Here is a 22,632-nt window from a genome sequence, read left to right on the forward strand (position 1 = left end):
GCGGCGCCGTGCTGTCAGTCGTGCAGCGGTGCGATCAGCGCGGATCGAGCGGCGGTTTGCCGCCCTGCAGATGGCGCACGCGTGCCGGCAGGAACGGCAGGATCAGCCACTGGTAGGCGAGCGCGCCGATCGGGCCGCCGATCAACGGACCGACGATCGGGATCCACCAGTAATTGTCCTTGGCCGGCAATGCGGCCTCGCCCCAGCCGGCAAGGTAGGCGAACAGACGCGGGCCGAAATCGCGTGCCGGATTCATCGCCCAGGCTTCCAGATAGCCCATCGACGCGCCCAGCGTGGCCACCAGCAGGCCGATCATCAGCGCGCCGGAGTTGGCGGTCGGCGCGGCTTCGTTGAATTGTTCGGTGATGGCGAAGATGCCGAAGATCAGGAACGCGGTGATGATGATCTGGTCGACCAGCGCATGCATCGGCGTGACCGCAAGGCCGGGTGCGGTGAAGAACACCCCGGCGGCGCCACCGGCTTCGCGGGTGAGTTGCTGCACCTGGTTGTAGTGGTCGATGACCGGGCCGTACAACTGGTAGACGATGGCCGCGCCCAGGAATGCACCGATCACCTGCGCGCCCCAGTACGGCAGCACCTTCTTCCAGGAGAAACTGCGGAACAGCGCCAGCGCCAGCGTCACCGCCGGGTTGGCATGCGTGCCGGACACCGAGCCGGTGACATAGATCGCCAGCGTTACCGCCAGGCCCCAGGCGATGCACACGCCCCAATAGGCGTTCTGGTACGGGCTGGGGTCGTAGAGGACGTACATCGCCGCGACCGAATCGCCGAGCGCGATGATGATGAACATCGCCACCGCTTCGGAAATCAACTCACCCACGAGTTGGCGGCTCATGCGCGCGTCCTCGCGCCGATGGTGATGACGCAGGCAGGGTGGTGCGATACGCGCATTGGCGCGCAGGGGTCTTCGGTGATGCTCATCAGGGTGCCCTCCACGTGACTCAGGATGATGCCGGCGAATGCGCCAGGATACGTTGCCGCGCGACCCGTCCTCGCCGGCAACGTGGTTCGATCAGGCCGGCACGCCATCCGCCTGCCGGACCGAGTGTGTCTGCAGATACGCCTCCAGACGTGCGCGCCCGGCCGCGTCGATGCGCAGGCCGAGTTTGCTGCGGCGCCACAGGATGTCGTCGGCGGTCACGGCCCACTCGTGGGCACGCAGGTAATCCACCTCGGCCTGATACAGGTCGGCACCGAAGTGCGTGCCCAGGGCGGCGATGTCCTGCGCCTGGCCCAGCAGCTGCTGCGCACAGGTGCCGTAGTTGCGCACCAGCCGCTGCGCGGTCGGCGCCGGCAGCCATGGGTAGGCGTTGCGCACGCGCTCGAGCAGGCTGGCGATATCGCGTTGTTCGCCGCCGGGCAGTGCCTCGCCGCGCGCGGTCCATGCCGGCTTGCGGGCACCCAGTGCCTGGGTGAGGCGGTCGACCGCTTCTTCGGCCAGCTTGCGATAGGTGGTGAGCTTGCCGCCGAACACGTTGAGCAACGGTGCGCCGTCGGTGAGCACTTCCAGCTGGTAATCGCGGGTGACTTCGGCGGCGTTGTCCTCGGCATCGTCGAGCAGCGGGCGCACGCCGCTATAGCTCCACACCACATCGGCAGGGGTGATCTGCTGCTGGAAATACAGGTTCACCGCATCGCACAGGTACTGCACTTCGGCCGCATCGATGCTGGGCGCGGCGGGGTCGGCCTGGTAATCCACGTCGGTGGTGCCGATCAGGGTGAAGTCGTGCTCGTACGGAATGGCGAACACGATGCGCCGATCCGGTTGCTGGAAGATGTAGGCGTGGTCGTGGTCGAACAACTTGGGCACCACGATGTGGCTGCCCTTGACCAGGCGCAGCGCGTGCTTGTGCGGCACTGCGGCGACCTTGTCAAGGAACGACACCGCCCACGGCCCGGCCGCGTTGGCCAGTGCACGCGCCTGCACGGTGCGGCGGCGGCCGTCGCGGTCTTCCAGCTCGGCATACCAGAAGCCTGCATCGCGCCAGGCACCGACGCAGCGGGTGCGGGTGCGGATCTGTGCGCCACGCCTGGCGGCGTCCATCGCATTGAGCACCACCAGCCGCGCGTCCTGCACCCAGGCATCGGAGTACACGAAGCCGGTGCGCAGCGATTCCTGCAGCGGCTGGCCAACCGGGTGCGTGCGCAGCGACAGCCGGCGCGAGCGCGGCAGGCTGCGCTTGCTGCCGCCGAGATGGTCGTACAGGAACAGGCCGGCGCGGATCATCCAGGCCGGGCGCAGATGCGGTTGATGCGGCAGCAGGAAGCGCAGCGGCCAGATGATGTGCGGAGCCAGCCGCAGCAACACCTCGCGCTCGGCCAGCGCCTTGCCGACCAGCGCGAACTCGTACTGTTCCAGATAGCGCAGGCCGCCGTGGATGAGCTTGGTGCTGGCGCTGCTGGTATGCGCGGCCAGATCGTCCTGTTCGCACAGGCACACCGACAGGCCACGCCCGGCCGCATCGCGGGCGATGCCGACCCCGTTGATGCCGCCGCCTATCACCAGAAGATCGTATGTCTCGCCCATCGGTGTCTCCGTCCGGGCGCGCCAGCAGCGAACCCAAGTTGTCATGTTCGAACATATTCGAACATCAAACCTTTTCGGGACGTGAAGAACTGCCAGGCTGGAGAACTAGGCAATTAAAGAGTAAGGCGGCCTATCAAAGTCGGAATCCTGATAGCCAAAGCGGATCATCAAGGTCGCGGAATCGGCATGCCGCACCGCAAACGCACAAAAACGAACAATTGGCTCAGCTGGCGTCGCCAGGCGCGGCCAAGTGCACGCGGGTGCCGGCCTCGGCCAGCAAGGCGGCCAGTTCCTGCGGCGGCGGCCGGTCGGTGAACCAGTCGTGCACCTGGGCGATCGCGCCCAGCCGCACCATCGCGTTGCGGCCGAACTTGCTGTGGTCGGCGGCCAGCAGCACCTGCCGCGAGTGTTCGATGATGGCCTGCGCCACGCGCACTTCCTGGTAGTCGAAATCCAGCAGGGTGCCGTCCAGATCGATGCCGGAAATGCCGATCACCCCGAAGTCCACCTTGAACTGCCGGATCAGCTCCACCGTCGCCTCGCCGGTCACGCCCTGGTCGCGCCCGCGCACCACGCCACCGGCCACGATCACCTCGAAGCTGGGGTTGGCGCTGAGCATCACCGCCACGTTGAGGTTGTTGGTGATCACGCGCAGGCCGCGGTGCTGCAGCAAGGCGCGCGCGACCTCTTCGTTGGTGGTGCCCAGGTTGATGAACAACGAGGCATCGTCGGGAATGAAGCGCGCGACCTGCGCGGCGATGTGCTGTTTCTCGCGCGCCTGCAGCGCCTTGCGCGCGGTGTAGGCCAGGTTCTCCACGCTCGAGGGCATGCTGACGCCACCGTGATAGCGGCGCAGCACGCCGGCATCGCACAGCAGGGTCAGATCGCGACGGATGGTCTGCGGCGTCACCTCGAAGCGCGTCGCCAGCCCTTCCACCTCGGCAAAACCCTGCTGCCGCACCAATGCCACCAATTGTTCCTGGCGCGGGTTGAGTGCCGGCGCCGGGACCGTCCTGTAGTGAGTCGACTCCATGCGCAGATGATCGCGCATGCGCGTGAGGATGCAAACACGCGCTGCGCGAGCGCCGGCGTGCCGATGGCCGCGCTCAGCCCAGCTCGCCGCGGTAGCCGGTATCGATGCTGATGCTGCCGCCCACCGCGCGCGAGACGCAGGCGCACAGCTTGCGGTTCTCGCGGCGCTGTTCGTCGCTGAAGAACACATCGCGGTGATCGATATCGGCCGCGCTGTCCAGCACCTCGACCGCGCACAGCCCGCATTCGCCACGTCGGCATTCGGCGATCAGCTCGACTCCGGCGTCGGCCAGCGCATCCAGCATCGATTCGTTCTCGGCCACCGGCACTTCCAGGCCGAGCCCGGGCAGCTTGACCACGAACGCCTGTGCCGGCACCCGCCCGCTGTTGCCGAAGGTCTCGAAGTGCAGCCGCGCGCGCGGGCGCCCGGCGGCATGCCAGTGCTGGCGCACCGCCTCGAGCATGCCGAGCGGGCCGCACACGTACACCTCGGCATTGGGCGACAGCCGTGCCAGCTCGGCGGCAAGATCCGCCGGGCCGGCGCCGTCGTCGCATTGCAGCTGCAGGCGCTCGCCCAGCAGCGCTTCCAGCTCGTCGACATAGGCCATCGTACGCCGCGTGCGCCCGGCATACAGCAGGCGGAACGCGCGGTGGCGGCGCGCCAGCCGCTGCGCCATGCCGATGATCGGGGTGATGCCGATCCCGCCGGCGATCAGCAGGATCTCCTCGCCGCCCTCGTCCAGCGCGAAGTTGTTGCTGGGCGGGGAGATCTCCACCACATCGCCGGGCTGCAGCGTCCACATGTGCCGCGAGCCGCCGCGGCTGTCGGGCATCTGCCGTACCGCGATCTGGTAGTGGCCATCGGCACGCGGCTCGCCCACCAGCGAGTAAGAGCGCACGTCGGCGCGGCCATGCAACTGCACGCGAAAATCCAGATGGCTGCCGACTTCGAAGCCGCGCGCCGCGGTGCCCGGATCGAGCACGATTTCGCGCACGCCCTCGCAGGCGTCGGCGATGCTGACCACATGGGCGCGGTGCCACTGGGTGTCTTTACGCATGGGGAACTCCAGGCAGAGGGGTGGGCCGGCTGCTGCCGGCAGTGGCGGGATGGGCGCGGCCGATCAATGCGCCGCCGCGCACCTGGGTGATCGCCGCCGGGGTCTGCAGCACGTGGCGCAGATTGCGGTGCGCCAGCCGTGCGTGTTCGCGCATCAGCGCTTCGGCGCGCGCGCCCTGGCGGTCTTCGATGGCGGCCAGGACTTCGCGGTGCTGGTCCTGCGCCAGGGTCAGGATCAGCCGCGCCTCGGCGCTGGTGGTCTGCGCCATGACCAGGCTGTTGGGCGAGGCGAACGGCAGCTGCAGCACACGGGTGAGCTCGCGGCCCAGCACATCGCTGCCGGCCATGGCCACCAGCAACGCATGGAACTGCGCATTGGCCTGCACATACGCGCTGAAGTCGATGGCGTGCAGCGGCGAGCCGACGATGCGGTCGAGCGTGTCCAGCAGCTGACGTGCCTGGGCCAGCGCCGCGGCCGATGCCCCGCGCTCGGCCGCCATGCGCGCGGCCAGGCCTTCGAGCGTGCCGCGCAGTTCGATCGCATCGTGCACGTCGCGTTCGCTGAAGGCCTGCACCGCATAACCGCCGCCTGGCAGTGCGCTGGCCAGGCCTTCTTCGCACAGCCGCTGCAACGCGGCGCGCACCGGCGTGCGCGACATGCCCAGCCGCTGCACCACCGCCAGCTCGGACAGGCGCGTTCCGGCCGGCAGGGTGCCATCGAGGATCAGTTCGCGCAGCGACAGCAGTGCGCGCGTGGTCTGCGCGGCACTGCTGCGAAACGGGGTGGCGGGTGACATGGAGACCTCCGCTGCGGTGCTCAGCCCACCATGCGCAGCGACAGTTCCTGCGCGCGCTGCTCCTGGGCGATCAGCCGATCGATCACACGGCGCGCCCACATCCCGCCGGCATCGACGTTGAGGTTGTAGAAGGTGTGATCCGGATGCGCGTCGATGGCGCGTTGCTGCGCTTCCAGCACCGCCTCGTCCTCGCCGAACACGCCGGTGACGCCTGCACGGGTCAGCGTGGTCAGCGATTGGTCGTGCAGCGCGTAGTTGCGCATGAACGCCCAGAAGTAGTGGCAGGTGGTGTCGGTTTCCGGCGTGATGGTATTGAGCACGTAGCCGTTGACGCCCTGGCTGCGGTCGCCCTCCGGCGCACCGGTGCCGGCGATGGCCACGCCGACGTCGATGGCGATGGTGCCGGGCGCTTCGAAGCGGATGATCTGCCAGCGGTCGACCTTGCCGCGGTAATCCAGATGGCGCGCGATCTGGCTGGCCCAGAACGGCGGCGCGTCAATATTGCGCATCCAGCGCGACACCACCACCGAGCGGTCGCCATGCATCACCTCGAACGGCGCTTCGGCGATCTCGTCCTGGCCGATGCTGGAGCCGTGCACGAAGGTCTCGTGGGTCAGGTCCATCAGGTTGTCCAGCACCAGCCGGTAGTCGCACCTGGCGTAGATGGTGCGGCCATCGCCGGCCCAGGCCGGATCGTGCGCCCAGTGCAGGTCGGGAATCAGGCCGGTGTCGGCCTGCGCCGGGTCGCCGGGCCAGATCCACACATAGCGATGCTTCTCGGCCACCGGAAAACTGCGCACGCACGCGGAGGGATTGATGGTCTCCTGCGAGGGCATGTGCACGCAGCGGCCCTGGCTGTTGTAGACCAGCCCGTGATAGCCGCACACCACATCGTCGCCGCGCAGCTTGCCCATCGACAGCGGCACCAGGCGATGCCAGCACGCATCTTCGAGCGCGATCACCGCCCCGGCAGTGCTGCGATAGACCACCACATCCAGGTTGCAGACCTTGCGGGGGGTCAGCGCGTGCTTGATCTCGTGGTCCCAGGCGACGGCGTACCACGCGTTGAGGGGAAACAGTTGCTTGGACTGGGACATGACCGTGGCTCCTGGGGTTTGCATACAACCTGGGGGTGCGGATCGGCATCGGTGCGCCGGCTGGCGACCAGTTGACGCGCATGCCGGCGCTGGCGTCCGCTTGCAAGCGAAGTTATGTATACACCGGAGACAATGTTGGAGCGTCGGCCGTACATCGAAATTGTGCGATTATCGAATTGATGTACCGATAATCGCATTGACCGGGCCGTGCGCCTGCGCCTACCGTGACCACACGCTCGCTGCGCAGGACCGACCCAATGGCCCAGATCGTCCCCCTTTCAGAAGCGGTGTCCCAACTGATCGCCGATGGCGACTGCGTGGCGATGGAAGGCTTCACCCATCTGATTCCGCATGCGGCCGGCCACGAGGTGATCCGCCAGCGCAAGCGCGACCTGCACCTGGTGCGCATGACCCCGGACCTGATCTACGACCAGTTGATCGGTGCCGGTTGTGCATCGGTATTGCGGTTTTCCTGGGGCGGCAATCCCGGCGTCGGTTCGCTGCACCGGCTGCGCGATGCGGTCGAACATGCGTGGCCGCAGCCGCTGCAGATCCGCGAACACAGCCATGCCGACATGGCCAACGCGTACGTGGCCGGTGCCTCGGGCCTGCCGTTCGCGGTGCTGCGCGGTTATGTCGGCTCGGACCTGCCGCGCGTCAACGACAGCATCAGGTTCCTGCAATGCCCGTACACCGGCGAGACGCTGGCCACCACGCCGGCGGTGGCGCCCGATGTCACCGTGATCCATGCGCAGCAGGCCGACCGCCGCGGCAACGTGCTGCTGTGGGGCATCCTGGGCGTGCAGAAGGAAGCCGCGCTGGCGGCGCGCAAGGTGATCGTCACGGTGGAGGAGATCGTCGACACGCTGGATGCGTCGGCCAACGCCTGCATCCTGCCGCGCTGGGTGGTCGATGCGGTCTGCCATGTGCCAGGCGGTGCGGCGCCGTCGTACGCGCATGGCTATTACGCCCGCGACAACCGCTTCTACCTGGCCTGGGATGCGATCGCGCGCGACCGCGCCCGCTTCCAGGCCTGGATCCAGACCCACATTCTCGACACCGAGGACTTTGCCGCGTTCCAGCGCGTGTACGCGCAATCGCTGCTGCAGGTGGCCGCATGAGCGACTACAGCACCAACGAGATGATGACCGTGGCGGCGGCGCGGCGCCTGCCCGATGGCGCGGTGTGCTTTGTCGGCATCGGCCTGCCATCCACCGCCGCCAACCTGGCGCGGCTGACGCATGCGCCGGATGTCACCCTGATCTACGAATCCGGCCCGATCGGTGCGCGCCCGGAGGTGCTGCCGTTGTCGATCGGCGACGGCGAGCTGGCCGACACCGCCGATACCGTGGTCTCCACCCCGGAAATCTTCCGTTACTGGCTGCAGGGCGGGCGCGTGGACGTGGGCTTCCTGGGCGCGGCGCAGATCGATCGCCACGCCAACCTCAACACCACGGTGATCGGCCCGTACGAGGCGCCCAAGACGCGGCTGCCCGGCGCGGGCGGCGCGCCGGAGATCGCGGCCAGCGCCAAACAGGTGTTCATCATCATTCGCCAATCCAGACGCAGCTTCGTGCCCGCGCTGGACTTCATCACCACGGTCGGGCACATGGACGGTGGCGATGCGCGGCAGCGTGCCGGCCTGCCCGGCGCCGGCCCCACCGTGGTCGTCACCGACCTGTGCGTGATGGAGCCCGATCCCGTGACCCGCGAGCTCACCGTCACCGCGCTGCACCCCGGCAGCACCCGCGAGCAGGTGAGCGCGGCCACCGGCTGGCCGATCCGCTTCGCCGCCGATCTGGCGCAGACCACTCCACCCAGCACTACGGAACTGCAGGCGCTGCGCGCGCTGCAGGCACGCACCGATGCAGCGCATGGCAAGCAGGCAGCCGGAGCCGAGGCATGAGCGAGGTCTATCTGATCGATGGCATCCGCACGCCGATCGGCCGCTATGGCGGTGCCCTGGCCGGCGTGCGCGCCGACGACCTGGGCGCGATACCGATCGCCGCGTTGATGGCACGCAATCCGCAACTGGAATCGGCGCTGATCGACGACGTCTACCTGGGCTGCGCAAATCAGGCCGGCGAGGACAATCGCAATGTCGCGCGCATGAGTCTGTTGCTGGCGGGCTTGCCCAGTTCGGTGCCGGGCAGCACGCTCAATCGCCTGTGCGGTTCCGGGCTGGATGCGGTCGGCACGGTGGCGCGCGGCATCCGTGCCGGCGAGCTGGGCCTGGCGATCGCCGGCGGGGTCGAATCGATGACCCGCGCGCCCTGGGTCATGGGCAAGGCCGAGAGCGCGTTCGCGCGCACGCAACAGCTGGAAGACACCACGATGGGCTGGCGGTTCATCAATCCGCGCCTGCAGGGCGCCTATGGCGTGGAGCTGATGGGCGAGACCGCGGAGAACGTGGCACAGCGCCATGCCATCGCGCGCGAAGACCAGGACGCGTTCGCGCTGCGCAGCCAGCAGCGCGCCGCCGCCGCACAGGCGGCCGGTTTCTTCGATGCAGAAATCACCCCGGTGGCGGTGGCCGCACGCAAAGGGGGCGAGGCAAGCGCGGTCGATCGCGACGAGCATCCGCGCCCGAACACCACCGCCGAGATGCTGGCCAAGCTCAAGCCGGTGTTCCGCCAGCCCGGCACGGTGACGGCCGGCAATGCGGCCGGTCTCAACGATGGCGCTGCCGCCCTCTTGCTGGCGTCTGCGCAGGCCGTCCACGCGCATGGGCTGAGCCCGCGGGCACGCGTGCTCGGCTTTGCCTCGGCGGGCGTGGAGCCGGCCTACATGGGCATCGGCCCGGTACCGGCCACGCAGCGCCTGCTGGCGCGCCTGGGCCTGCGCATCGAGCAGTTCGATGCGATCGAGCTCAACGAAGCCTTCGCCGCGCAGGTGCTGGCCTGCACGCGCGCGTTCGGCCTGGCCGACGATGCCGCGCACGTCAACGCCAATGGCGGCGCCATCGCGCTGGGCCATCCCCTGGGCATGAGCGGCGCGCGGCTGGCGTTGACCTTGTTGCGGCAACTGGAGGCGGGCAACGGGCGGCTTGGGCTGGCCAGCATGTGCATCGGGGTCGGGCAGGGCGTGGCGCTGGCGATCGAGCGCGTGTAGTACGCCGATTGCAACCGCCGCTGCCGTGACCGTACATCCACGTTTTGATCCTGCCGTAGCGCAACCGATGGAGATCCCGCATGCGCGACCCCAGCTCCGACACGTCGATCGATCCGCTGCTCGGCTATCGCCGGCCGCGGATCGGCACGCAGCCGGCCTACCTGCATCTGCCCTACGCATCCACCGCATTGCGCGGCCCCACGCACGCGCCGATCGATATCCCGGCCACGCTGTCGGAAGTCACCGGCCCGCAATTGAACCGGCTCACCCTGGGTGAGCATGCCGCCGACCTCACTGCCGGCTTTGCGGGCGAGCCGTTGGGCGAGCGCATCATCGTGTCTGGCCGCGTGCTCGACGAAAACGGCAAGCCGGTGCGCAACAGCGTGGTCGAGGTGTGGCAATGCAATGCCGCCGGCCGCTATCAACATGCCGGCGACCGGCATGACGCACCGCTGGATCCCAACTTCCGCGGCACCGGCCAGGTGCTCACCGACGACCACGGCCGCTACGCGTTCAAGACCATCAAGCCGGGCGCGTATCCGTGGCGCAATCACTACAACGCCTGGCGGCCGGCGCATATCCATTTTTCGCTGCATGGCGATGGCATCGGGCAGCGGCTGATCACCCAGATGTACTTCCCCGGCGACCCCTTGCTGGCGCACGACCCGATCTACAACTGCGTGGACGATGCGCAGGCGCGCGAACGCATGGTGTCCAGCTTCGACTGGGAAAACGCGGTGAGCGAATACGCGCTGGCCTACCGCTTCGACATCGTGTTGCGCGGTCGCAAGCAAACGGTCTGGGAGTGAATCGATGAGCCTGCACGCCACCCCGTCGCAAACCGTTGGCCCGTATTACCGGCTCGGGCTGGAGCCGCTGTATCGCGCGCAACTCGCGCCTGCGCAGGCCGCGGGCACGCACGTGCGGGTCAGCGGTTGCGTGTTCGATGGCGCCGGCAACCCGGTGGCCGACGCGGTGCTGGAACTGTGGCAGGCCGATGCGGCCGGCATCTATGCGCATGCCGCCGACGCGCGCTGCCAGGCGCACGATCCCGGCTTCGATGGCTGGGGCCGTGTGCCGACCGACGCGCAGGGGCGTTTTTCCTTCAGCACCGTCAAGCCGGGCCGGGTCGCCGGGCCGGATGGCAAGCTGCAGGCAGCGCATCTGAGCGTGCTGGTTTTCATGCGCGGGCTGTTGCGCGGCGTGTCCACGCGGCTGTACTTCGCCGACGATCCGCAGCTGGGCAGCGACCCCATCCTGGCCCTGGTGCCGGCCGGGCGCCGCAGCACGCTGCTGGCGCACTCGCGCGGTGGCAGCGATTACGTCTGGGACATCCATCTGCAGGGCGATGCGGAAACGGTGTTCTTCAACTATTGATCGCGCCGTCGGTGCGCGGGTTGCCATGCAGGGTTGTCTCCGTGCGAGCAGCACCCCTGCACCCGCGTGCAGGTGCGGCGCAGCCGTCGCCGCGCGCCGGGCAGGCAGGTGCCGGCGCGCGCTGCCCTCGGTGATCCATCGCGATCGCGTGGCCGCTGCGTGCAATGCCGTGATCCCGCCGCGACACGCGCCTTGTCCAAACGTGCAGCACGCATGACCCGCACCGACCACCACGCGTGCACCCCACCCAGCACCGCGCACGCCAGTTGGCACTCCCGCGCATCGGTGCCATGCTGCCGGCACGCCACCCGAGGCCATGCATGACTGCGACGTCTTCCCTGTTGGGATCCCTGTTTGGCGAGCCTGCCTGCGACGCGTTGTTCGACGATACGGCGCGGGTGCAGGCGATGCTGCAATTCGAATCCGCGCTCGCCCGCGCGCAGGCGCACTGCGGCGTGATTCCCGCCGAGGCCGCGCAGGCCATTGCGGCTGCCTGCGACGTGCAGCATTACGATCTGGCCGCGCTGGCCCAGGCCACCGCACTTGCCGGCAACCCCGCCATTCCCTTGGTCAAGGCGCTGACCGCGCGCGTGGCCGCCGACGATGCGCAGGCCGCGCGCTGGGTGCACTGGGGCGCCACCAGCCAGGACGTCATCGACACCGGCACGGTGCTGCAGCTGCGCGCCGCGCTAGCCCTGCTGCTGCCGCGCCTGCAGGGCCTGTGCGCCGAGCTGGCTGCGCTGGCCGCGCGCGAACGCAATACCGGCCTGCCCGGACGGACCTTGTTGCAACAGGCGGTGCCGGTCACGTTCGGGCTCAAGCTCGCTGCCTGGCTGGATGCGCTGCAGCGCGCGCATAGCCGCCTGCAGTCCTTGCAGCACGACGGCCTGGTGCTGCAGTTCGGCGGCGCGGCCGGCACGCTGGCGTCGTTGCAGGAGCGCGGTCTGGATGTCGCCAAGGCGCTGGCAACCACGCTGGCGCTGCCGTTGCCCGCGATGCCGTGGCATACCGCACGCGATCGCCTCGTCGAGGTCGGCTGTGCGTTCGGCCTGCTGGCCAGTACGCTGGGCAAGATCGGCGGCGACGTGGTGTTGCTGATGCAATCGGAAGTCGGCGAAGTGTTCGAGCCGGCCGCAGCCGGCAAGGGCGGCTCCTCGGCGATGCCGCACAAGCGCAATCCGGTCTCCAGCGTCGCCGCGGTTGCGGCTGCCACCCGCGTGCCCGGCCTGGTGGCGACCTTGTTCAGCGCGATGGCGCAGCCGCATGAACGCGCCGCCGGCCAATGGCATGCCGAATGGGAGACCTTGCCGCAGATCGTGTGCCTGACCGCCGGCAGCCTGGCGCAGATGCAAGGCTGCCTGGCCGACCTGCACCTGGACCGCGAGGCCATGCGCGCGCACCTGCACAGCCATGGCGGCGCGCTGTACGCCGAGGCGGCGGTGTTTGCGCTGGCACCACGGCTCGGCAAGCCACAGGCGCATGCGCTGGTCGAACAGGCGGTGGCACGCGCCCAGGCACAGCAGCGCCATCTGCGCGAGGTGCTCGGCGACGACGCGCAGGTGAGCGCGGTACTCACGCAGGCGCAACTGCAGGCGGTGTTCGATGTGGACAGCTGGCGCGGCATGTCCTCGGTCTGGATCGATCGCGTGCTGGCCGCTTCTTCATCCCGCTGACGGTGCTCCGATGGCTTATCTCCAGTTGCCCACGCATCGCCTGCACTACCGCCTCGACGGCACCGAAGGCCGCCCCTGGCTGACCTTCTGCAACTCGCTGGGCACCGACCTGCACATGTGGGACGTGCAGATCGCCGCGTTTGCGCCGCATTACCGCATCCTGCGCTACGACCGCCGCGGCCATGGCGATTCGGACACGCCGCCCGGCCCGTATCGGGTTGCCGACCTGGGCCAGGACGTGCTGGCGCTGTGGGATGCGTTGCAGATCGCGCAGAGCGACTTCTGCGGCCTGTCGATCGGCGGACTCACCGGGCAATGGCTGGGGCTGCATGCGCCGCAGCGCCTGCGCCGGCTGGTGGTGTGCGCCACCGCGCAGAAGATCGGCAGCAGCGAGAGCTGGAACGCGCGCATCGAGCAGGTGCGCAGCGAAGGCCTGCCGGGGCTGGTCGATGCCACCTTGCAGCGCTGGTTCACCCCACCGTTTGCCATCAGCCATGCGCAGCGCCTGGACATGATCGTGGCCGCCTTCGTGTCGACATCGCCGCAGGGCTATATCGCCTGCTGCCAGGCGGTGGCCGACGCCGACTTCCGCGACGCGCTGGACACGCTGGAGCTGCCACTGCTCGCACTGGCCGGCGACGACGACCCGGTCTGTCCGCCGGCCGATCTGCGCGAGATCGCCTACGCCGCCCCGCACGGCCACTACGCACAGGTGCCCGGCCGGCATATCTGCAACCTGGAGTCGCCGGCCGCGTTCAACCACAGCGTGCTGGGCTTTCTGCAGGCCGACCACGTGTGACCCTCCATCCGGCCAGGCAGCTGCCGGACGCATGCAGCCGTCACCCCGATCCGGCACGCACGCCGCCCGGCATTCCCGCTCATGCGTTGCATCTGCGCCCAGCTGACCACGGCCAGCTGCCTGTCGCCGGCGACGTCAATCGCAACCAATGCACCTGATGTCCCAGCGCTCGCCCTGCGCTCGCCGCCAGCACCCCGATTCCCCATTCCCCATTCCCACGCAGGAGAGATTCCGATGCACGAAGACGAGCGTTACCAGGCAGGCTTGCGCGAACGCCGACGCGTCCTGGGCGATGCGCATGTCGAGCGCTCGCTGGCCGCACGCACCGAGTTCACCGACGAGTTCCAGGCGCTGATCACCCGCTACGCATGGGGCACCATCTGGACCCGCGACGGCCTGCCCGCGCATACCCGTTCGCTGCTGACCCTGGCGATGATGGTGGCGCTGGGCCACGACGAGGAGTTCAAGCTGCATGTGCGCGCCGCGCGCAACAACGGGGTCACACCCGGGCAGATCAAGGAAGTCCTGCTGCAGGCCGCGGTCTATTGCGGCGTGCCTGCCGCCAACCATGCCTTCGCGCTGGCCAAGCCCATCCTCGAGGAGCAGGCAGGCGAAGAAGAGCCAGTGCGCGAAGGCTGACGGCCACGGCGATGCGTGAATGCAGCAGGCATGCTGCATTTGCGCGGCATGCGGTGCAAATGCGACCGGTTCGGTTGGCTGTGCCCCTGGCCTGCACTCAGGGCACGCCGGGCAGGGTGGCGATCCAGCGCGCGCACTGCGTTGCACCCTGGCCATCCGGTATGCACATCGCCGCTGATGACATCGCCCATCGACGACGGGATGATGCACGTGTCGCAACGGACCACCGCTTGCGTTCGCACAGGACATTTCCCATGAGGCTGCCGATGCTGCTGCGTACCATGTGTTTGCTTTTGCTGCTCACCGCATCCGGGCTGCAGGCACGACCGCATCCCGGGCCCGGAACCGAGCTGGCGCAGGTGCGCGCCGACGATGGCCAGACGCTGGCGGTGTGGTCGCGCGTCCCCGCGCAGCCGCGCGGCACGATCCTGCTGGTGCACGGGCGCACCTGGAGTGCGTTGCCCAATTTCGATCTGCAGGTTGCCGACGAACCGCGCGATGCGCGCTCGGTGCTGGCGGCATTGGCGCAGGCCGGTTATGCCGCCTACGCGGTCGATCTGCGCGGCTATGGCGGCAGTACGCGCGATCGCAGCGGCTGGAACACGCCCGCGCGCGCCGTGGCCGATGTCGATGCGGTGCTGAGCTGGGTCGCCCGCCAGCATCCGCAGCTGCCGCCGCCGGCGCTGCTCGGGTATTCCAATGGCGCGCGGGTCGCGCTGCTGGTCGGCCAGCAACATCCGCAGGCGGTGTCGGCGCTGGTGCTGTACGGCTTCCCCGACGATGTCGACGCAGCGCCCGACACCACCCCGGCGCCGGCGCAGCCATTGCGTGCGCGCACCACGGCCGCGGCGGCCGGCGAGGATTTCATCACCTCCAACGCCGCACCGCCCGGCGTGCGTGCGGCCTATGTGACGCAGGCGGTAGCGGCCGACCCGGTGCGCACCGACTGGCGCGCGATGGAGCAGTTCGCCTTCCAGCCCGAGCAGGTGACCACGTTGCCGGTCTTGCTGCTGCGTGGCGTCGACGATCCCATCGCGACCCAGGCGGACAACGCGCACCTGTACGCACGTCTGCGCAGCGAAGACCGCAGCTGGGTCACGCTGCCGCACGCCGATCACGTGGCGCATGTCGAGGACAGCCATGCCGCCTGGGTGGATGCGGTGGTGAGCTTCCTGCGCCGGCCGCGCTGAGCGCGCCCGCCGGCGACTAACTCAACAACGCACCCAGCCGCTGCGCCGCCTGCTTCAACGGCTCCAGCAGCGTCTGCATCGTCTGCAGGCTCACGCGCCCGGCCTGGGCGCCGATGTTGAGCGCGGCGATCACCTCGCCGCGCAGGTTGCGCACCGGCACCGCGATCGAGCGCAGGCCGATCTCCAGTTCCTGGTCGGTCAGGCACATGCCTTCGCGGCGCGTGCGTGCCAGCACTTCCAGCAGTGCAGAAGCCTGGGTCACGGTGCGGTCGGTGCGCGGGCGCAGCGTGGTGCGCTCCAGGTACGCCTGCAAGGTGTCGCCGGGCAGGGCGGCCAACAGGACGCGGCCCATCGAGGTGCAGTAAGCCGGCAGGCGTGTGCCCGGGCGCAGCCCGATCGACATGATGCGCACCGTCTCGGCACGCGCCACGTACAGCAGGTCGTCGCCGTCCAGCACGCCCAGCGAGCAGGATTCGTGCAACTGGTCGCGCAGCCCGTCCAGCACCGGCTGCGCCGCCGCGGTCATCGACGAAGACGCTGCATACGCACCGCCGATCCCCAGCACGCGCGGCAGCAGCACGTAGCCGCGGCCCTGCTCGCCGACATAGCCCAGCCTGGCCAGGGTATGCAGCACCCGCCGCACCGCAGCGCGCGAGATGCCGGTTTCCAGGCTGATCTGCGACATCGTCACCTCGCGCGCGTGCTGGGCGAACACGCTCAGCACCACCAGCCCGCGGCCCAGCGAGGTCATGAAGTCCGGGTCGCCCTGGGCGGCGGCAATCTGCTGCATCAACGCATGCGGCAGGCCGCGCTCGCTCCCGGCGGTGGCCACGGCGGCGGTGCGTTTGCGGCGGCTGGAGGCGGGCTCGGGCATCGGATCGCAGGGTGGACGGGTCCGTGCATGGTAAGCGCTCAAGCCGATACATGCCCCCGGTCGCAGCTTGCGCCTGGACATGTAAGCGCTTCACCCTGGTTGCCGCATAATCGTTGCTGGTTTGTTTCGGATCGGTCTCCTTAGTCCATGAAAACCCCCAAGGGCCTGCAACCGCTGATCGACGACGGCATCATCGACGAAGTGTTGCGACCACTGAAGAGCGGCAAGGAAGCATCCGTCTATGTGGTCAGTACGGGCGCCGACATCCTGTGCGCCAAGGTCTACAAGGACATGGCGCAACGCAGTTTCCAGGCACGCGTGCAATATCAGGAAGGCCGCAAGGTGCGTGGCAGCCGCCAGGCGCGCGCAATGGGCAAGGCCACCAAGTTCGGCCGGCGCGAAGCCGAGACCGCATGGAAGAACACCGAAGCCGAGGTGCTCTATCAACTGATGGACGCCAGCGTGCACGTGCCCAGGCCGCGCGGCTATTTCCACGGCGTGCTGCTGATGGACCTGGTCACCGACGAGGCCGGCCACAGCGCACCGCGGCTGGGCGAAGTGGACCTGGAGCCGGAGCAGGCGCGCAGCTTTCACAGCAGCCTGATCGGCGATGTGGTCAAGATGCTGTCGCTGGGCCTGGTGCACGGCGACCTGTCCGAATACAACGTGCTGGTCTCGCCCGGGGGCCCGGTGCTGATCGATTTCCCGCAGGTGGTCAGTGCTGCCGGCAACAACGCCGCACGCGACATGCTGCTGCGCGATGTGCACAACCTGCGCGATTGCCTCGGCCGCTTCGCCCCGGAGCTGCTGGACACCCATTACGGCGAAGAGATGTGGGCGCTGTTCGAAAAGGGCGAGCTGCGCCCGGACAGCGTGCTGAGCGGCCGCTTCAGGTTCGACACCCGGCGCGCCGACGTGCGTGCCATCCGCGCCTCGATCGAGGACGCACGCCAGGAAAACCTCATCCGTCAGCAGGGCCGCGAGGCCGCTGCCGAGGACGACGACTAGGCCGCTGTTGCGCGCGCGCGCGATGCGGCGTCACAGCAGCGACACAGTTGGCGCGCATGCCGGCATGCATCGCTCATGACTGTCATGCAGGTGCGCGCCGATGCAGGCGCGCAGCCACGATGCAGTGCAGCAAAAAACCAACAGATGCTGATGATGCGACTGTTCGCCAGGCATCGCCATGGCAGGCGCATGCAGCGGTATCACAGGGGTTTTTGCGGTGCTGCGGCGCATCTCCGGCAACGTCACTGAACCGATTGATGGCGTCGAATGGTGATTGATCATAAGTATCTGGCAGGCTCAGCCATCGTCTCCCGGAGAGTCCGCCATGTCGTTTGATCCCGATGTCGTGCGCCTGTTTGCCCAGCTTCAACACGCCGCTCAACCACCGATGGAAACCCTGCCGATCGAAGGCGCGCGCGCCATGATGCGTGCACTCGGCACGCAGCTGGGCTTTCCGCGTGTGGAGATGGCCGAGGTGCGCGACCTGCAGGCCGGCACCGCTGCCGGCCCGGTGCGCCTGCGTCTGTATCGCCCGTCCGGGCTGGCTGCCGGTCCGGCCCCGACCTGCCTGTTCGTGCACGGCGGCGGCGGTGTGGTGGGTGACCTCGACTCCCACGACGATGTCTGCCGGCAACTGGCGGCGCGTGCCGGCTGCCAGCTGCTGGCGGTCGACTATCGCCTGGCGCCGGAACATCCCGCGCCGGCCGGCGTGGAGGACGTGATTGCGACCATGCACTGGCTGCTTGCCCAGCCCGATGCGGTCGGTGCCGACGTGCAGCGCCTGGCCGTGGCTGGCGACAGCATCGGCGGGGCCATGGCCGCGGTCGCGGCGCTGGCCGCGCGCGATGCCGGGATCGCATTGCGCTGCCAGGTGCTGGTGTATCCGCTCACCGATGCGCGCGAGGACAACGGCCAATACCCGTCGCGATCGCACAACGCCGGCCTGCCGCCGCTGACCACAGAGGCGGTGCGCTTCTTCAATCGCCATCTGTTGCCCGACCCGGCCATTGCACAGGACTGGCGCGTCTCGCCGATGCTGGTGCCGGAGGTGGCCGGCGTTGCGCCCGCACTGGTCATCGTGGGCGAGCGCGACATGCTCTACGACGAAGGCCGCAGCTATGCCGAACGCCTGCGCGCCGCCGGTGTGGAAGTCACCCTGCACAGCTTTCCCGGCATGATCCACGGCTTCATCAATATGGGCGGCGTCCTGCGCGCCGCCGGCGAAACGCTGGAGATGGCAGCGCTGCTGCTGCGCCAGCGCCTGCTGCCTGCCGTCGAGCGCAGGGCCGCATAAGGGCCTGCGGCAGGCGTGCCATGCGCGCGCTGCCGCAGCGCTGCAGCGATGCCGGCATGCGGATCACCGCTTGAGGGAAAGACGACGATCCAGGCCCGCAGGTGCGCAAGCCTTGCGGGCCACCCATCAGAAGTTGAAGCGGAACGTGGTCATCAGCACGTGGTTTTCGCGGTCCACCGTGCTGGTGTTGACGAACTGACCCAGATAGCCGACGTCGACATTGGCAATGTCATTGAACTTCCAGTTGATGCCGACGAAGACGCGGTTCTGGTCGAGACCGCGTCGGGCGCCCCACTCGGTCTGGTCGAGATTGACGAACAGTTCGTTGAACGCCACCCACGACAGTTGCGGAGACAGCGCACTGGGCCGGACCGCCCTGATCATCTGGCGCACCCGATACCCCTCGTCGCTGAAACCTTCGCGGTGACGCTGCTCCAGGCGGGTGCGACTGGTGATGGTGATATTGGCAATCGGATCGAACTGATATTGAAACTGCCCCCACCAGCGATTTTCGCGGTTGGAGGATTGCCCGGCCGGGTGGCTGATGATGGTGTCGTAACCCGTCCAGACACTGGCCTTGGGAGTGAACCGGTAAAACACCGCAGGGCGCAGGATCAACTGGTCGAACTGTTCGCCCTCTTCGCGCCAGCGTGGATGCACATCCATGCTCCAGTACAGGTTTTCGACCGGCAGCTTGCCCTGGGCATACACGCTCAGCCAGTAACGCCCGTCTTCCTCGGTCTGCGCGGCCGCTTGCGAGGTGCCGCCCAGCATCAGCAGCAGGGCCGGGCAGGCGATTCGGTAGGTGGCCGTCAGCAGCGCGCGCAGTCTGTTCATGATCAGGAAGTCGTCAGTGGTGCCGGAGCATACCAACTCGATCGCGACCTCCATCAAACTTCCCGGCACCGCCGCTGCGATACCGGTGTGTTGCTTCGCCTACGGCGACATGCCATCGCGCCGTGACATCCGCTGACAAACATTCGCGCGTTAGGCGCGTAAAACGCGCGTGTCCGAACAGGCGGCCGCCATGCAGCTGCCCGCGCACCGGGCGAGCGCTTACGCCACCTGGCTGCGGCGCGCGCGCTCCAGATGCACCAGCAGCAGCGAGATCGCCGCCGGCGTCATGCCGGCGATGCGTTGCGCCTGGCCGATACTTTGCGGGCGCACGCGCTCGAGTTTCTGCTGCACTTCGATCGACAGCCCGCGCACGCCGGCATAATCGAATCCCTGCGGAATCGGCGTGGTTTCGTGGCGCTGCTGGCGTGCGATGTCGTCGCGCTGGCGGTCCAGGTAACCGGCGTATTTGACGCTGATCTCCACCTGCTCGGCCACCTGCGCATCGTCCACGCCCGGCCCCAGCGTCGGCACGCGCATCAAGGTGGCGTAGTTGAGTTCGGGGCGCTTGATCAGGTCCAGCACGTTGGTTTCGCGGCTCACCGCCACGCCCAGGGTCTGGGCCACTTCGCGGCCCAGCGCATTGCCCGGGGTCGCCCAGAGCACGGACAAACGCGCGCGTTCGCGCTGCACCGCCTCCTGCTTGGCCGAGAAGCGCGCCCAGCGCGCATCGTCGACCAGGCCCATCGCGCGGCCGACACCGGTCAACCGCGCATCGGCGTTGTCCTCGCGCAGCTGCAGGCGGTATTCGGCGCGGCTGGTGAACATGCGATATGGCTCGGTGGTGCCGTGGGTGATCAGATCGTCCACCAGCACGCCCAGGTAGGCCTCGTCGCGGCGCGGCGACCACGCCGGCAATCCCTGCACATGGCGCGCGGCATTGAGCCCGGCCAGCAGGCCTTGTGCAGCGGCCTCCTCGTATCCGGTGGTGCCGTTGATCTGCCCGGCGAAGAACAGCCCGCCCACCGCCTTGGTTTCCAGCGAGGCCTTGAGCCCGCGCGGGTCGAAGAAGTCGTACTCGATCGCATAGCCGGGGCGGGTGATATGCGCCTGTGCAAACCCGTGGATCGAGCGCACCAATGCCAGCTGCACGTCGAACGGCAGCGAGGTGGAGATGCCGTTGGGATAGATCTCGGCCACGTCCAGGCCTTCGGGCTCGGCGAAGATCTGGTGGCTGCTCTTCTCGGCAAAGCGCACCACCTTGTCTTCGATCGACGGGCAGTAGCGCGGGCCGATGCCTTCGATCTGCCCGGAATACAGCGGCGAGCGATGCAGCGCGTTGCGGATGATGTCGTGGGTCTGCTCGGTGGTCTGGGTGATCCAGCAGCTGACCTGGCGCGGGTGATCGCCGCGCTGGCCCATGAACGACATCACCGGCAGCGGATCGTCGCCGGGTTGTTCGGCCATCGCGCTGTAGTCGAGCGTGCGCCCGTCGATGCGCGGCGGGGTGCCGGTCTTGAGCCGGTCGATCGCGAACGGCCGCTCGCGCAGGCGCGCGGCCAGCGTGGTGGCCGGCGGGTCGCCCATGCGTCCGGCCGCGTACTGGGTCTCGCCGACGTGGATCTTGCCGGCCAGGAAGGTGCCGGCGGTCAGCACCACCGAGGGCGCTTCGAAGCGCAGCCCGGTCTGGGTGATGACCCCGCGCACGCTGTCGGCTTCGGCGGCGCCGTTGTAGATGATCAGGTCGTCTACCGCCGCCTGGAACACGGTCAGGTTGGGCTGCGCCTCGACGATGCAGCGGATCGCAGTGCGGTACAGGTTGCGGTCGGCCTGGCAGCGGGTGGCGCGCACCGCCGGCCCCTTGGAGGCATTGAGCGTGCGCCACTGGATGCCGGCCTGATCTGCCGCGCGTGCCATCGCCCCGCCCAGCGCGTCGATCTCCTTGACCAGATGGCCCTTGCCGATCCCGCCGATGGCCGGGTTGCAGCTCATCGCGCCCACCGTCTCGATGTTATGGGTGAGCAGCAAGGTGCGCGCACCGGCGCGCGCGGACGCCAGTGCGGCCTCGGTGCCGGCATGGCCGCCGCCGATCACGATGACGTCGTAGCGATAGAAGGAGTCGGACATGGGCGTGGGACCAGGATGCAGAAGGAGGTTGGCGGCCGCGAACGTAGCGGCTGAAGGGCGAGCGAGGTCACTTAATCGGTAAAAGTGTGATGTGAATCACATTATTGAACACTGACCCTCAAGTTGGCATGTTCCGTGCGGATATCCCTAGTGCACCCGTCGTGGCATTGCGACATGGGCGCAAGGCTGGAATTGGAACAGGGGCCAGCCACGCGTGCGATGGGGTAGCGTAAGGGTCGGTAGTCGGGGGACTGCCGACCCTTATTTTTTCCCGCGATCCAGCGCCCGCCGCAGCCCTGACTGCTCCAACGGGGATGCCCAGGCGTGGCAGAGCAGCCCGCACGACAAAACATAAAGCCCCGGCATGCCGGGGCTCTATGCGTTGGAGGCGCCGATATCCGACAGGGCCGGAACAGGGGGGATCCAGATTTCCCTGTCGGACATCGACATAAGTCGGTCAGTGAGCCGGGCCAGGTCAAAACATGACGTGGCGGGTCACAGAGCGCCTAGCTTGCGACCAAGTGCCGGCTGAACGCAAGCCCCCAACATCACCATCTGTGGGCCACGTCGCAGTCAGCAACTCAGGGAATCTGCTCACGCGTATTGCGCGGTGCGGTCTGCCGTTGAATCTCCCGGATCACCCGTGGCGGCGCACCGATGCGTGGCGGCTGCGACGGCGGAGCGCCGGCCGCCGGTGGGCGACTGGGGCGCTGCGGGCGCGGGCCGTTGGGACGGGGACCATTGTTGAACGAGCCGTTCGGACGTGGCGGCCGGTACTGCGGGCGGCGATCGTTCGGGCGGTAGTAATAGCCGCCGCCGCGGTAGACCGGATATGCCGGGTAGCCGTACAGCCCGATCGAACCGGCGCCGTAAGGGTAACCGTAGGGGTTGCCGTAGAAATACGGCGAGTACCCCGGCGGGTAGCGGTACTGCACCGCAGGCGCGCCGCGGTAATAGCCGCCCGACCCAGCACCGGTGTAGTCGTAGGTTGCGCAGCCGCCCAGGGCCAACAGCCCGGCGGCGAAGATCAGACGGAATTTCATGAATGGTGCCCTCCTGCAACCATGGTGTCACTGTCGAACCGATGCATTGAATCGGTCCTTAACTGTGCCGCAATGTGGTGCTTCTGCATCGATCCAGCATGCGCGGGCGCTGCGCGTGCAGCCGTGAAGGCA

At 68.2% G+C, this 22,632-nt stretch carries 23 protein-coding genes; 12 read left to right on the plus strand and 11 right to left on the minus strand.

What is annotated here, in order from left to right; translation table 11 throughout:
* Window positions 1-34: 34 nt before the first annotated feature.
* The 6 genes from XarbCFBP7408_RS13925 to XarbCFBP7408_RS13950 all read right to left on the minus strand — a co-directional run bounded on the left by XarbCFBP7408_RS13925 (window position 35) and on the right by XarbCFBP7408_RS13950 (window position 6,531).
* A complete protein-coding gene (locus tag XarbCFBP7408_RS13925) occupies window positions 35-856 on the minus strand; it encodes an MIP/aquaporin family protein (RefSeq protein ID WP_104563462.1) in 822 nt (273 codons plus the stop codon).
* 177 nt (window positions 857-1,033) lie between these two features.
* Window positions 1,034-2,548 (minus strand): glycerol-3-phosphate dehydrogenase, encoded by a 1,515-nt coding sequence (glpD, locus tag XarbCFBP7408_RS13930; RefSeq protein ID WP_104563463.1) that lies wholly within the window; start codon window positions 2,546-2,548, stop codon window positions 1,034-1,036.
* 223 nt (window positions 2,549-2,771) lie between these two features.
* The gene (locus tag XarbCFBP7408_RS13935) at window positions 2,772-3,599 is read right to left on the minus strand and encodes a DeoR/GlpR family DNA-binding transcription regulator (RefSeq protein WP_104563464.1); all 828 of its coding nucleotides are present in this window, start codon (window positions 3,597-3,599) and stop codon (window positions 2,772-2,774) included.
* Window positions 3,600-3,654: 55 nt separating this feature from the next.
* Window positions 3,655-4,638, minus strand: coding sequence for a PDR/VanB family oxidoreductase (locus tag XarbCFBP7408_RS13940; protein ID WP_104563465.1), 984 nt, complete (start codon window positions 4,636-4,638; stop codon window positions 3,655-3,657).
* Complete coding sequence (locus XarbCFBP7408_RS13945) at window positions 4,631-5,434, minus strand: GntR family transcriptional regulator (RefSeq protein ID WP_016904720.1); 804 nt, start codon at window positions 5,432-5,434, stop codon at window positions 4,631-4,633. The genes XarbCFBP7408_RS13940 and XarbCFBP7408_RS13945 overlap by 8 nt, the downstream gene beginning before the upstream one ends.
* Before the next feature lie 20 nt (window positions 5,435-5,454).
* Entirely contained in the window at window positions 5,455-6,531 is a 1,077-nt protein-coding gene (locus XarbCFBP7408_RS13950) for an aromatic ring-hydroxylating dioxygenase subunit alpha (protein ID WP_104563466.1), read from the minus strand.
* 257 nt (window positions 6,532-6,788) lie between these two features.
* On the opposite strand from XarbCFBP7408_RS13950, the gene XarbCFBP7408_RS13955 reads away from it, so the two are divergent.
* The 9 genes from XarbCFBP7408_RS13955 (at window position 6,789) to XarbCFBP7408_RS13995 (ending at window position 15,320) form a co-directional block, all read left to right on the plus strand.
* Window positions 6,789-7,652, plus strand: coding sequence for a CoA transferase subunit A (locus XarbCFBP7408_RS13955; RefSeq protein WP_104563467.1), 864 nt, complete (start codon window positions 6,789-6,791; stop codon window positions 7,650-7,652).
* Complete coding sequence (locus tag XarbCFBP7408_RS13960) at window positions 7,649-8,437, plus strand: CoA-transferase subunit beta (RefSeq protein WP_104563468.1); 789 nt, start codon at window positions 7,649-7,651, stop codon at window positions 8,435-8,437. The genes XarbCFBP7408_RS13955 and XarbCFBP7408_RS13960 overlap by 4 nt, the downstream gene beginning before the upstream one ends.
* On the plus strand, window positions 8,434-9,642 hold the full coding sequence (pcaF, locus tag XarbCFBP7408_RS13965; protein WP_104563469.1) for a 3-oxoadipyl-CoA thiolase: 1,209 nt from the start codon (window positions 8,434-8,436) through the stop codon (window positions 9,640-9,642). The genes XarbCFBP7408_RS13960 and pcaF overlap by 4 nt, the downstream gene beginning before the upstream one ends.
* A gap of 80 nt (window positions 9,643-9,722) precedes the next feature.
* Entirely contained in the window at window positions 9,723-10,451 is a 729-nt protein-coding gene (gene pcaH, locus XarbCFBP7408_RS13970) for a protocatechuate 3,4-dioxygenase subunit beta (RefSeq protein ID WP_104563470.1), read from the plus strand.
* A gap of 4 nt (window positions 10,452-10,455) precedes the next feature.
* The gene (gene pcaG / locus XarbCFBP7408_RS13975; RefSeq protein ID WP_104563471.1) at window positions 10,456-11,019 is read left to right on the plus strand and encodes a protocatechuate 3,4-dioxygenase subunit alpha; all 564 of its coding nucleotides are present in this window, start codon (window positions 10,456-10,458) and stop codon (window positions 11,017-11,019) included.
* Window positions 11,020-11,309: 290 nt separating this feature from the next.
* Window positions 11,310-12,692 carry a 3-carboxy-cis,cis-muconate cycloisomerase gene (locus XarbCFBP7408_RS13980; RefSeq protein WP_429001393.1) on the plus strand — a complete coding sequence of 461 codons (1,383 nt, stop codon included), beginning with the start codon at window positions 11,310-11,312 and terminating at the stop codon, window positions 12,690-12,692.
* 10 nt (window positions 12,693-12,702) lie between these two features.
* Window positions 12,703-13,491 carry a 3-oxoadipate enol-lactonase gene (gene pcaD / locus XarbCFBP7408_RS13985; RefSeq protein WP_104563473.1) on the plus strand — a complete coding sequence of 263 codons (789 nt, stop codon included), beginning with the start codon at window positions 12,703-12,705 and terminating at the stop codon, window positions 13,489-13,491.
* Window positions 13,492-13,725: 234 nt separating this feature from the next.
* On the plus strand, window positions 13,726-14,130 hold the full coding sequence (gene pcaC, locus XarbCFBP7408_RS13990; protein WP_104563474.1) for a 4-carboxymuconolactone decarboxylase: 405 nt from the start codon (window positions 13,726-13,728) through the stop codon (window positions 14,128-14,130).
* A gap of 266 nt (window positions 14,131-14,396) precedes the next feature.
* A complete protein-coding gene (locus XarbCFBP7408_RS13995) occupies window positions 14,397-15,320 on the plus strand; it encodes an alpha/beta hydrolase (protein ID WP_181106626.1) in 924 nt (307 codons plus the stop codon).
* Window positions 15,321-15,336: 16 nt separating this feature from the next.
* Here the strand turns inward: XarbCFBP7408_RS13995 and XarbCFBP7408_RS14000 are convergent, their stop codons facing one another.
* Window positions 15,337-16,194 carry an IclR family transcriptional regulator domain-containing protein gene (locus XarbCFBP7408_RS14000; protein ID WP_104563475.1) on the minus strand — a complete coding sequence of 286 codons (858 nt, stop codon included), beginning with the start codon at window positions 16,192-16,194 and terminating at the stop codon, window positions 15,337-15,339.
* A 147-nt stretch (window positions 16,195-16,341) separates the two neighbouring features.
* Here XarbCFBP7408_RS14000 and XarbCFBP7408_RS14005 point away from each other — a divergent pair, with 147 nt between their 5' ends.
* Window positions 16,342-17,202, plus strand: coding sequence for a PA4780 family RIO1-like protein kinase (locus XarbCFBP7408_RS14005; RefSeq protein ID WP_104563476.1), 861 nt, complete (start codon window positions 16,342-16,344; stop codon window positions 17,200-17,202).
* A gap of 30 nt (window positions 17,203-17,232) precedes the next feature.
* Here XarbCFBP7408_RS14005 and XarbCFBP7408_RS14010 read toward each other — a convergent pair whose 3' ends face one another.
* The gene (locus tag XarbCFBP7408_RS14010; protein ID WP_146093772.1) at window positions 17,233-17,484 is read right to left on the minus strand and encodes a hypothetical protein; all 252 of its coding nucleotides are present in this window, start codon (window positions 17,482-17,484) and stop codon (window positions 17,233-17,235) included.
* Between the two features lie 43 nt (window positions 17,485-17,527).
* Here XarbCFBP7408_RS14010 and XarbCFBP7408_RS14015 point away from each other — a divergent pair, with 43 nt between their 5' ends.
* On the plus strand, window positions 17,528-18,496 hold the full coding sequence (locus XarbCFBP7408_RS14015; protein ID WP_104563478.1) for an alpha/beta hydrolase: 969 nt from the start codon (window positions 17,528-17,530) through the stop codon (window positions 18,494-18,496).
* 126 nt (window positions 18,497-18,622) lie between these two features.
* Here XarbCFBP7408_RS14015 and XarbCFBP7408_RS14020 read toward each other — a convergent pair whose 3' ends face one another.
* Entirely contained in the window at window positions 18,623-19,333 is a 711-nt protein-coding gene (locus XarbCFBP7408_RS14020) for a DUF2490 domain-containing protein (protein ID WP_104563517.1), read from the minus strand.
* Here XarbCFBP7408_RS14020 and XarbCFBP7408_RS22965 point away from each other — a divergent pair.
* Complete coding sequence (locus XarbCFBP7408_RS22965) at window positions 19,332-19,469, plus strand: hypothetical protein (protein WP_181106628.1); 138 nt, start codon at window positions 19,332-19,334, stop codon at window positions 19,467-19,469. The two genes, XarbCFBP7408_RS14020 and XarbCFBP7408_RS22965, sit on opposite strands and share 2 nt — an antisense overlap.
* 83 nt (window positions 19,470-19,552) lie before the next feature.
* Here XarbCFBP7408_RS22965 and mnmG read toward each other — a convergent pair whose 3' ends face one another.
* Window positions 19,553-21,457, minus strand: a complete 1,905-nt coding sequence (gene mnmG, locus XarbCFBP7408_RS14025) for a tRNA uridine-5-carboxymethylaminomethyl(34) synthesis enzyme MnmG (protein WP_104563479.1) — start codon at window positions 21,455-21,457, stop codon at window positions 19,553-19,555.
* A 581-nt stretch (window positions 21,458-22,038) separates the two neighbouring features.
* Window positions 22,039-22,500, minus strand: a complete 462-nt coding sequence (locus tag XarbCFBP7408_RS14030) for a hypothetical protein (RefSeq protein ID WP_104563480.1) — start codon at window positions 22,498-22,500, stop codon at window positions 22,039-22,041.
* Window positions 22,501-22,632 lie beyond the last annotated feature (132 nt).

Source organism: Xanthomonas arboricola pv. guizotiae (assembly GCF_002940205.1).
Classification (GTDB): Bacteria; Pseudomonadota; Gammaproteobacteria; order Xanthomonadales; family Xanthomonadaceae; genus Xanthomonas; species Xanthomonas arboricola_C.

Coding starts and splice junctions, on each gene's coding strand:
- XarbCFBP7408_RS13925 (WP_104563462.1), bottom strand. CDS start 856: ATGAGCCGCCAACTCGTGGGTGAGTTGATTTCCGAAGCGGTGGCGATG.
- glpD (WP_104563463.1), bottom strand. CDS start 2,548: ATGGGCGAGACATACGATCTTCTGGTGATAGGCGGCGGCATCAACGGG.
- XarbCFBP7408_RS13935 (WP_104563464.1), bottom strand. CDS start 3,599: ATGCGCGATCATCTGCGCATGGAGTCGACTCACTACAGGACGGTCCCG.
- XarbCFBP7408_RS13940 (WP_104563465.1), bottom strand. CDS start 4,638: ATGCGTAAAGACACCCAGTGGCACCGCGCCCATGTGGTCAGCATCGCC.
- XarbCFBP7408_RS13945 (WP_016904720.1), bottom strand. CDS start 5,434: ATGTCACCCGCCACCCCGTTTCGCAGCAGTGCCGCGCAGACCACGCGC.
- XarbCFBP7408_RS13950 (WP_104563466.1), bottom strand. CDS start 6,531: ATGTCCCAGTCCAAGCAACTGTTTCCCCTCAACGCGTGGTACGCCGTC.
- XarbCFBP7408_RS13955 (WP_104563467.1), top strand. CDS start 6,789: ATGGCCCAGATCGTCCCCCTTTCAGAAGCGGTGTCCCAACTGATCGCC.
- XarbCFBP7408_RS13960 (WP_104563468.1), top strand. CDS start 7,649: ATGAGCGACTACAGCACCAACGAGATGATGACCGTGGCGGCGGCGCGG.
- pcaF (WP_104563469.1), top strand. CDS start 8,434: ATGAGCGAGGTCTATCTGATCGATGGCATCCGCACGCCGATCGGCCGC.
- pcaH (WP_104563470.1), top strand. CDS start 9,723: ATGCGCGACCCCAGCTCCGACACGTCGATCGATCCGCTGCTCGGCTAT.
- pcaG (WP_104563471.1), top strand. CDS start 10,456: ATGAGCCTGCACGCCACCCCGTCGCAAACCGTTGGCCCGTATTACCGG.
- XarbCFBP7408_RS13980 (WP_429001393.1), top strand. CDS start 11,310: ATGCTGCCGGCACGCCACCCGAGGCCATGCATGACTGCGACGTCTTCC.
- pcaD (WP_104563473.1), top strand. CDS start 12,703: ATGGCTTATCTCCAGTTGCCCACGCATCGCCTGCACTACCGCCTCGAC.
- pcaC (WP_104563474.1), top strand. CDS start 13,726: ATGCACGAAGACGAGCGTTACCAGGCAGGCTTGCGCGAACGCCGACGC.
- XarbCFBP7408_RS13995 (WP_181106626.1), top strand. CDS start 14,397: ATGCTGCTGCGTACCATGTGTTTGCTTTTGCTGCTCACCGCATCCGGG.
- XarbCFBP7408_RS14000 (WP_104563475.1), bottom strand. CDS start 16,194: ATGCCCGAGCCCGCCTCCAGCCGCCGCAAACGCACCGCCGCCGTGGCC.
- XarbCFBP7408_RS14005 (WP_104563476.1), top strand. CDS start 16,342: ATGAAAACCCCCAAGGGCCTGCAACCGCTGATCGACGACGGCATCATC.
- XarbCFBP7408_RS14010 (WP_146093772.1), bottom strand. CDS start 17,484: ATGATCAATCACCATTCGACGCCATCAATCGGTTCAGTGACGTTGCCG.
- XarbCFBP7408_RS14015 (WP_104563478.1), top strand. CDS start 17,528: ATGTCGTTTGATCCCGATGTCGTGCGCCTGTTTGCCCAGCTTCAACAC.
- XarbCFBP7408_RS22965 (WP_181106628.1), top strand. CDS start 19,332: ATGATCAGGAAGTCGTCAGTGGTGCCGGAGCATACCAACTCGATCGCG.
- XarbCFBP7408_RS14020 (WP_104563517.1), bottom strand. CDS start 19,333: ATGAACAGACTGCGCGCGCTGCTGACGGCCACCTACCGAATCGCCTGC.
- mnmG (WP_104563479.1), bottom strand. CDS start 21,457: ATGTCCGACTCCTTCTATCGCTACGACGTCATCGTGATCGGCGGCGGC.
- XarbCFBP7408_RS14030 (WP_104563480.1), bottom strand. CDS start 22,500: ATGAAATTCCGTCTGATCTTCGCCGCCGGGCTGTTGGCCCTGGGCGGC.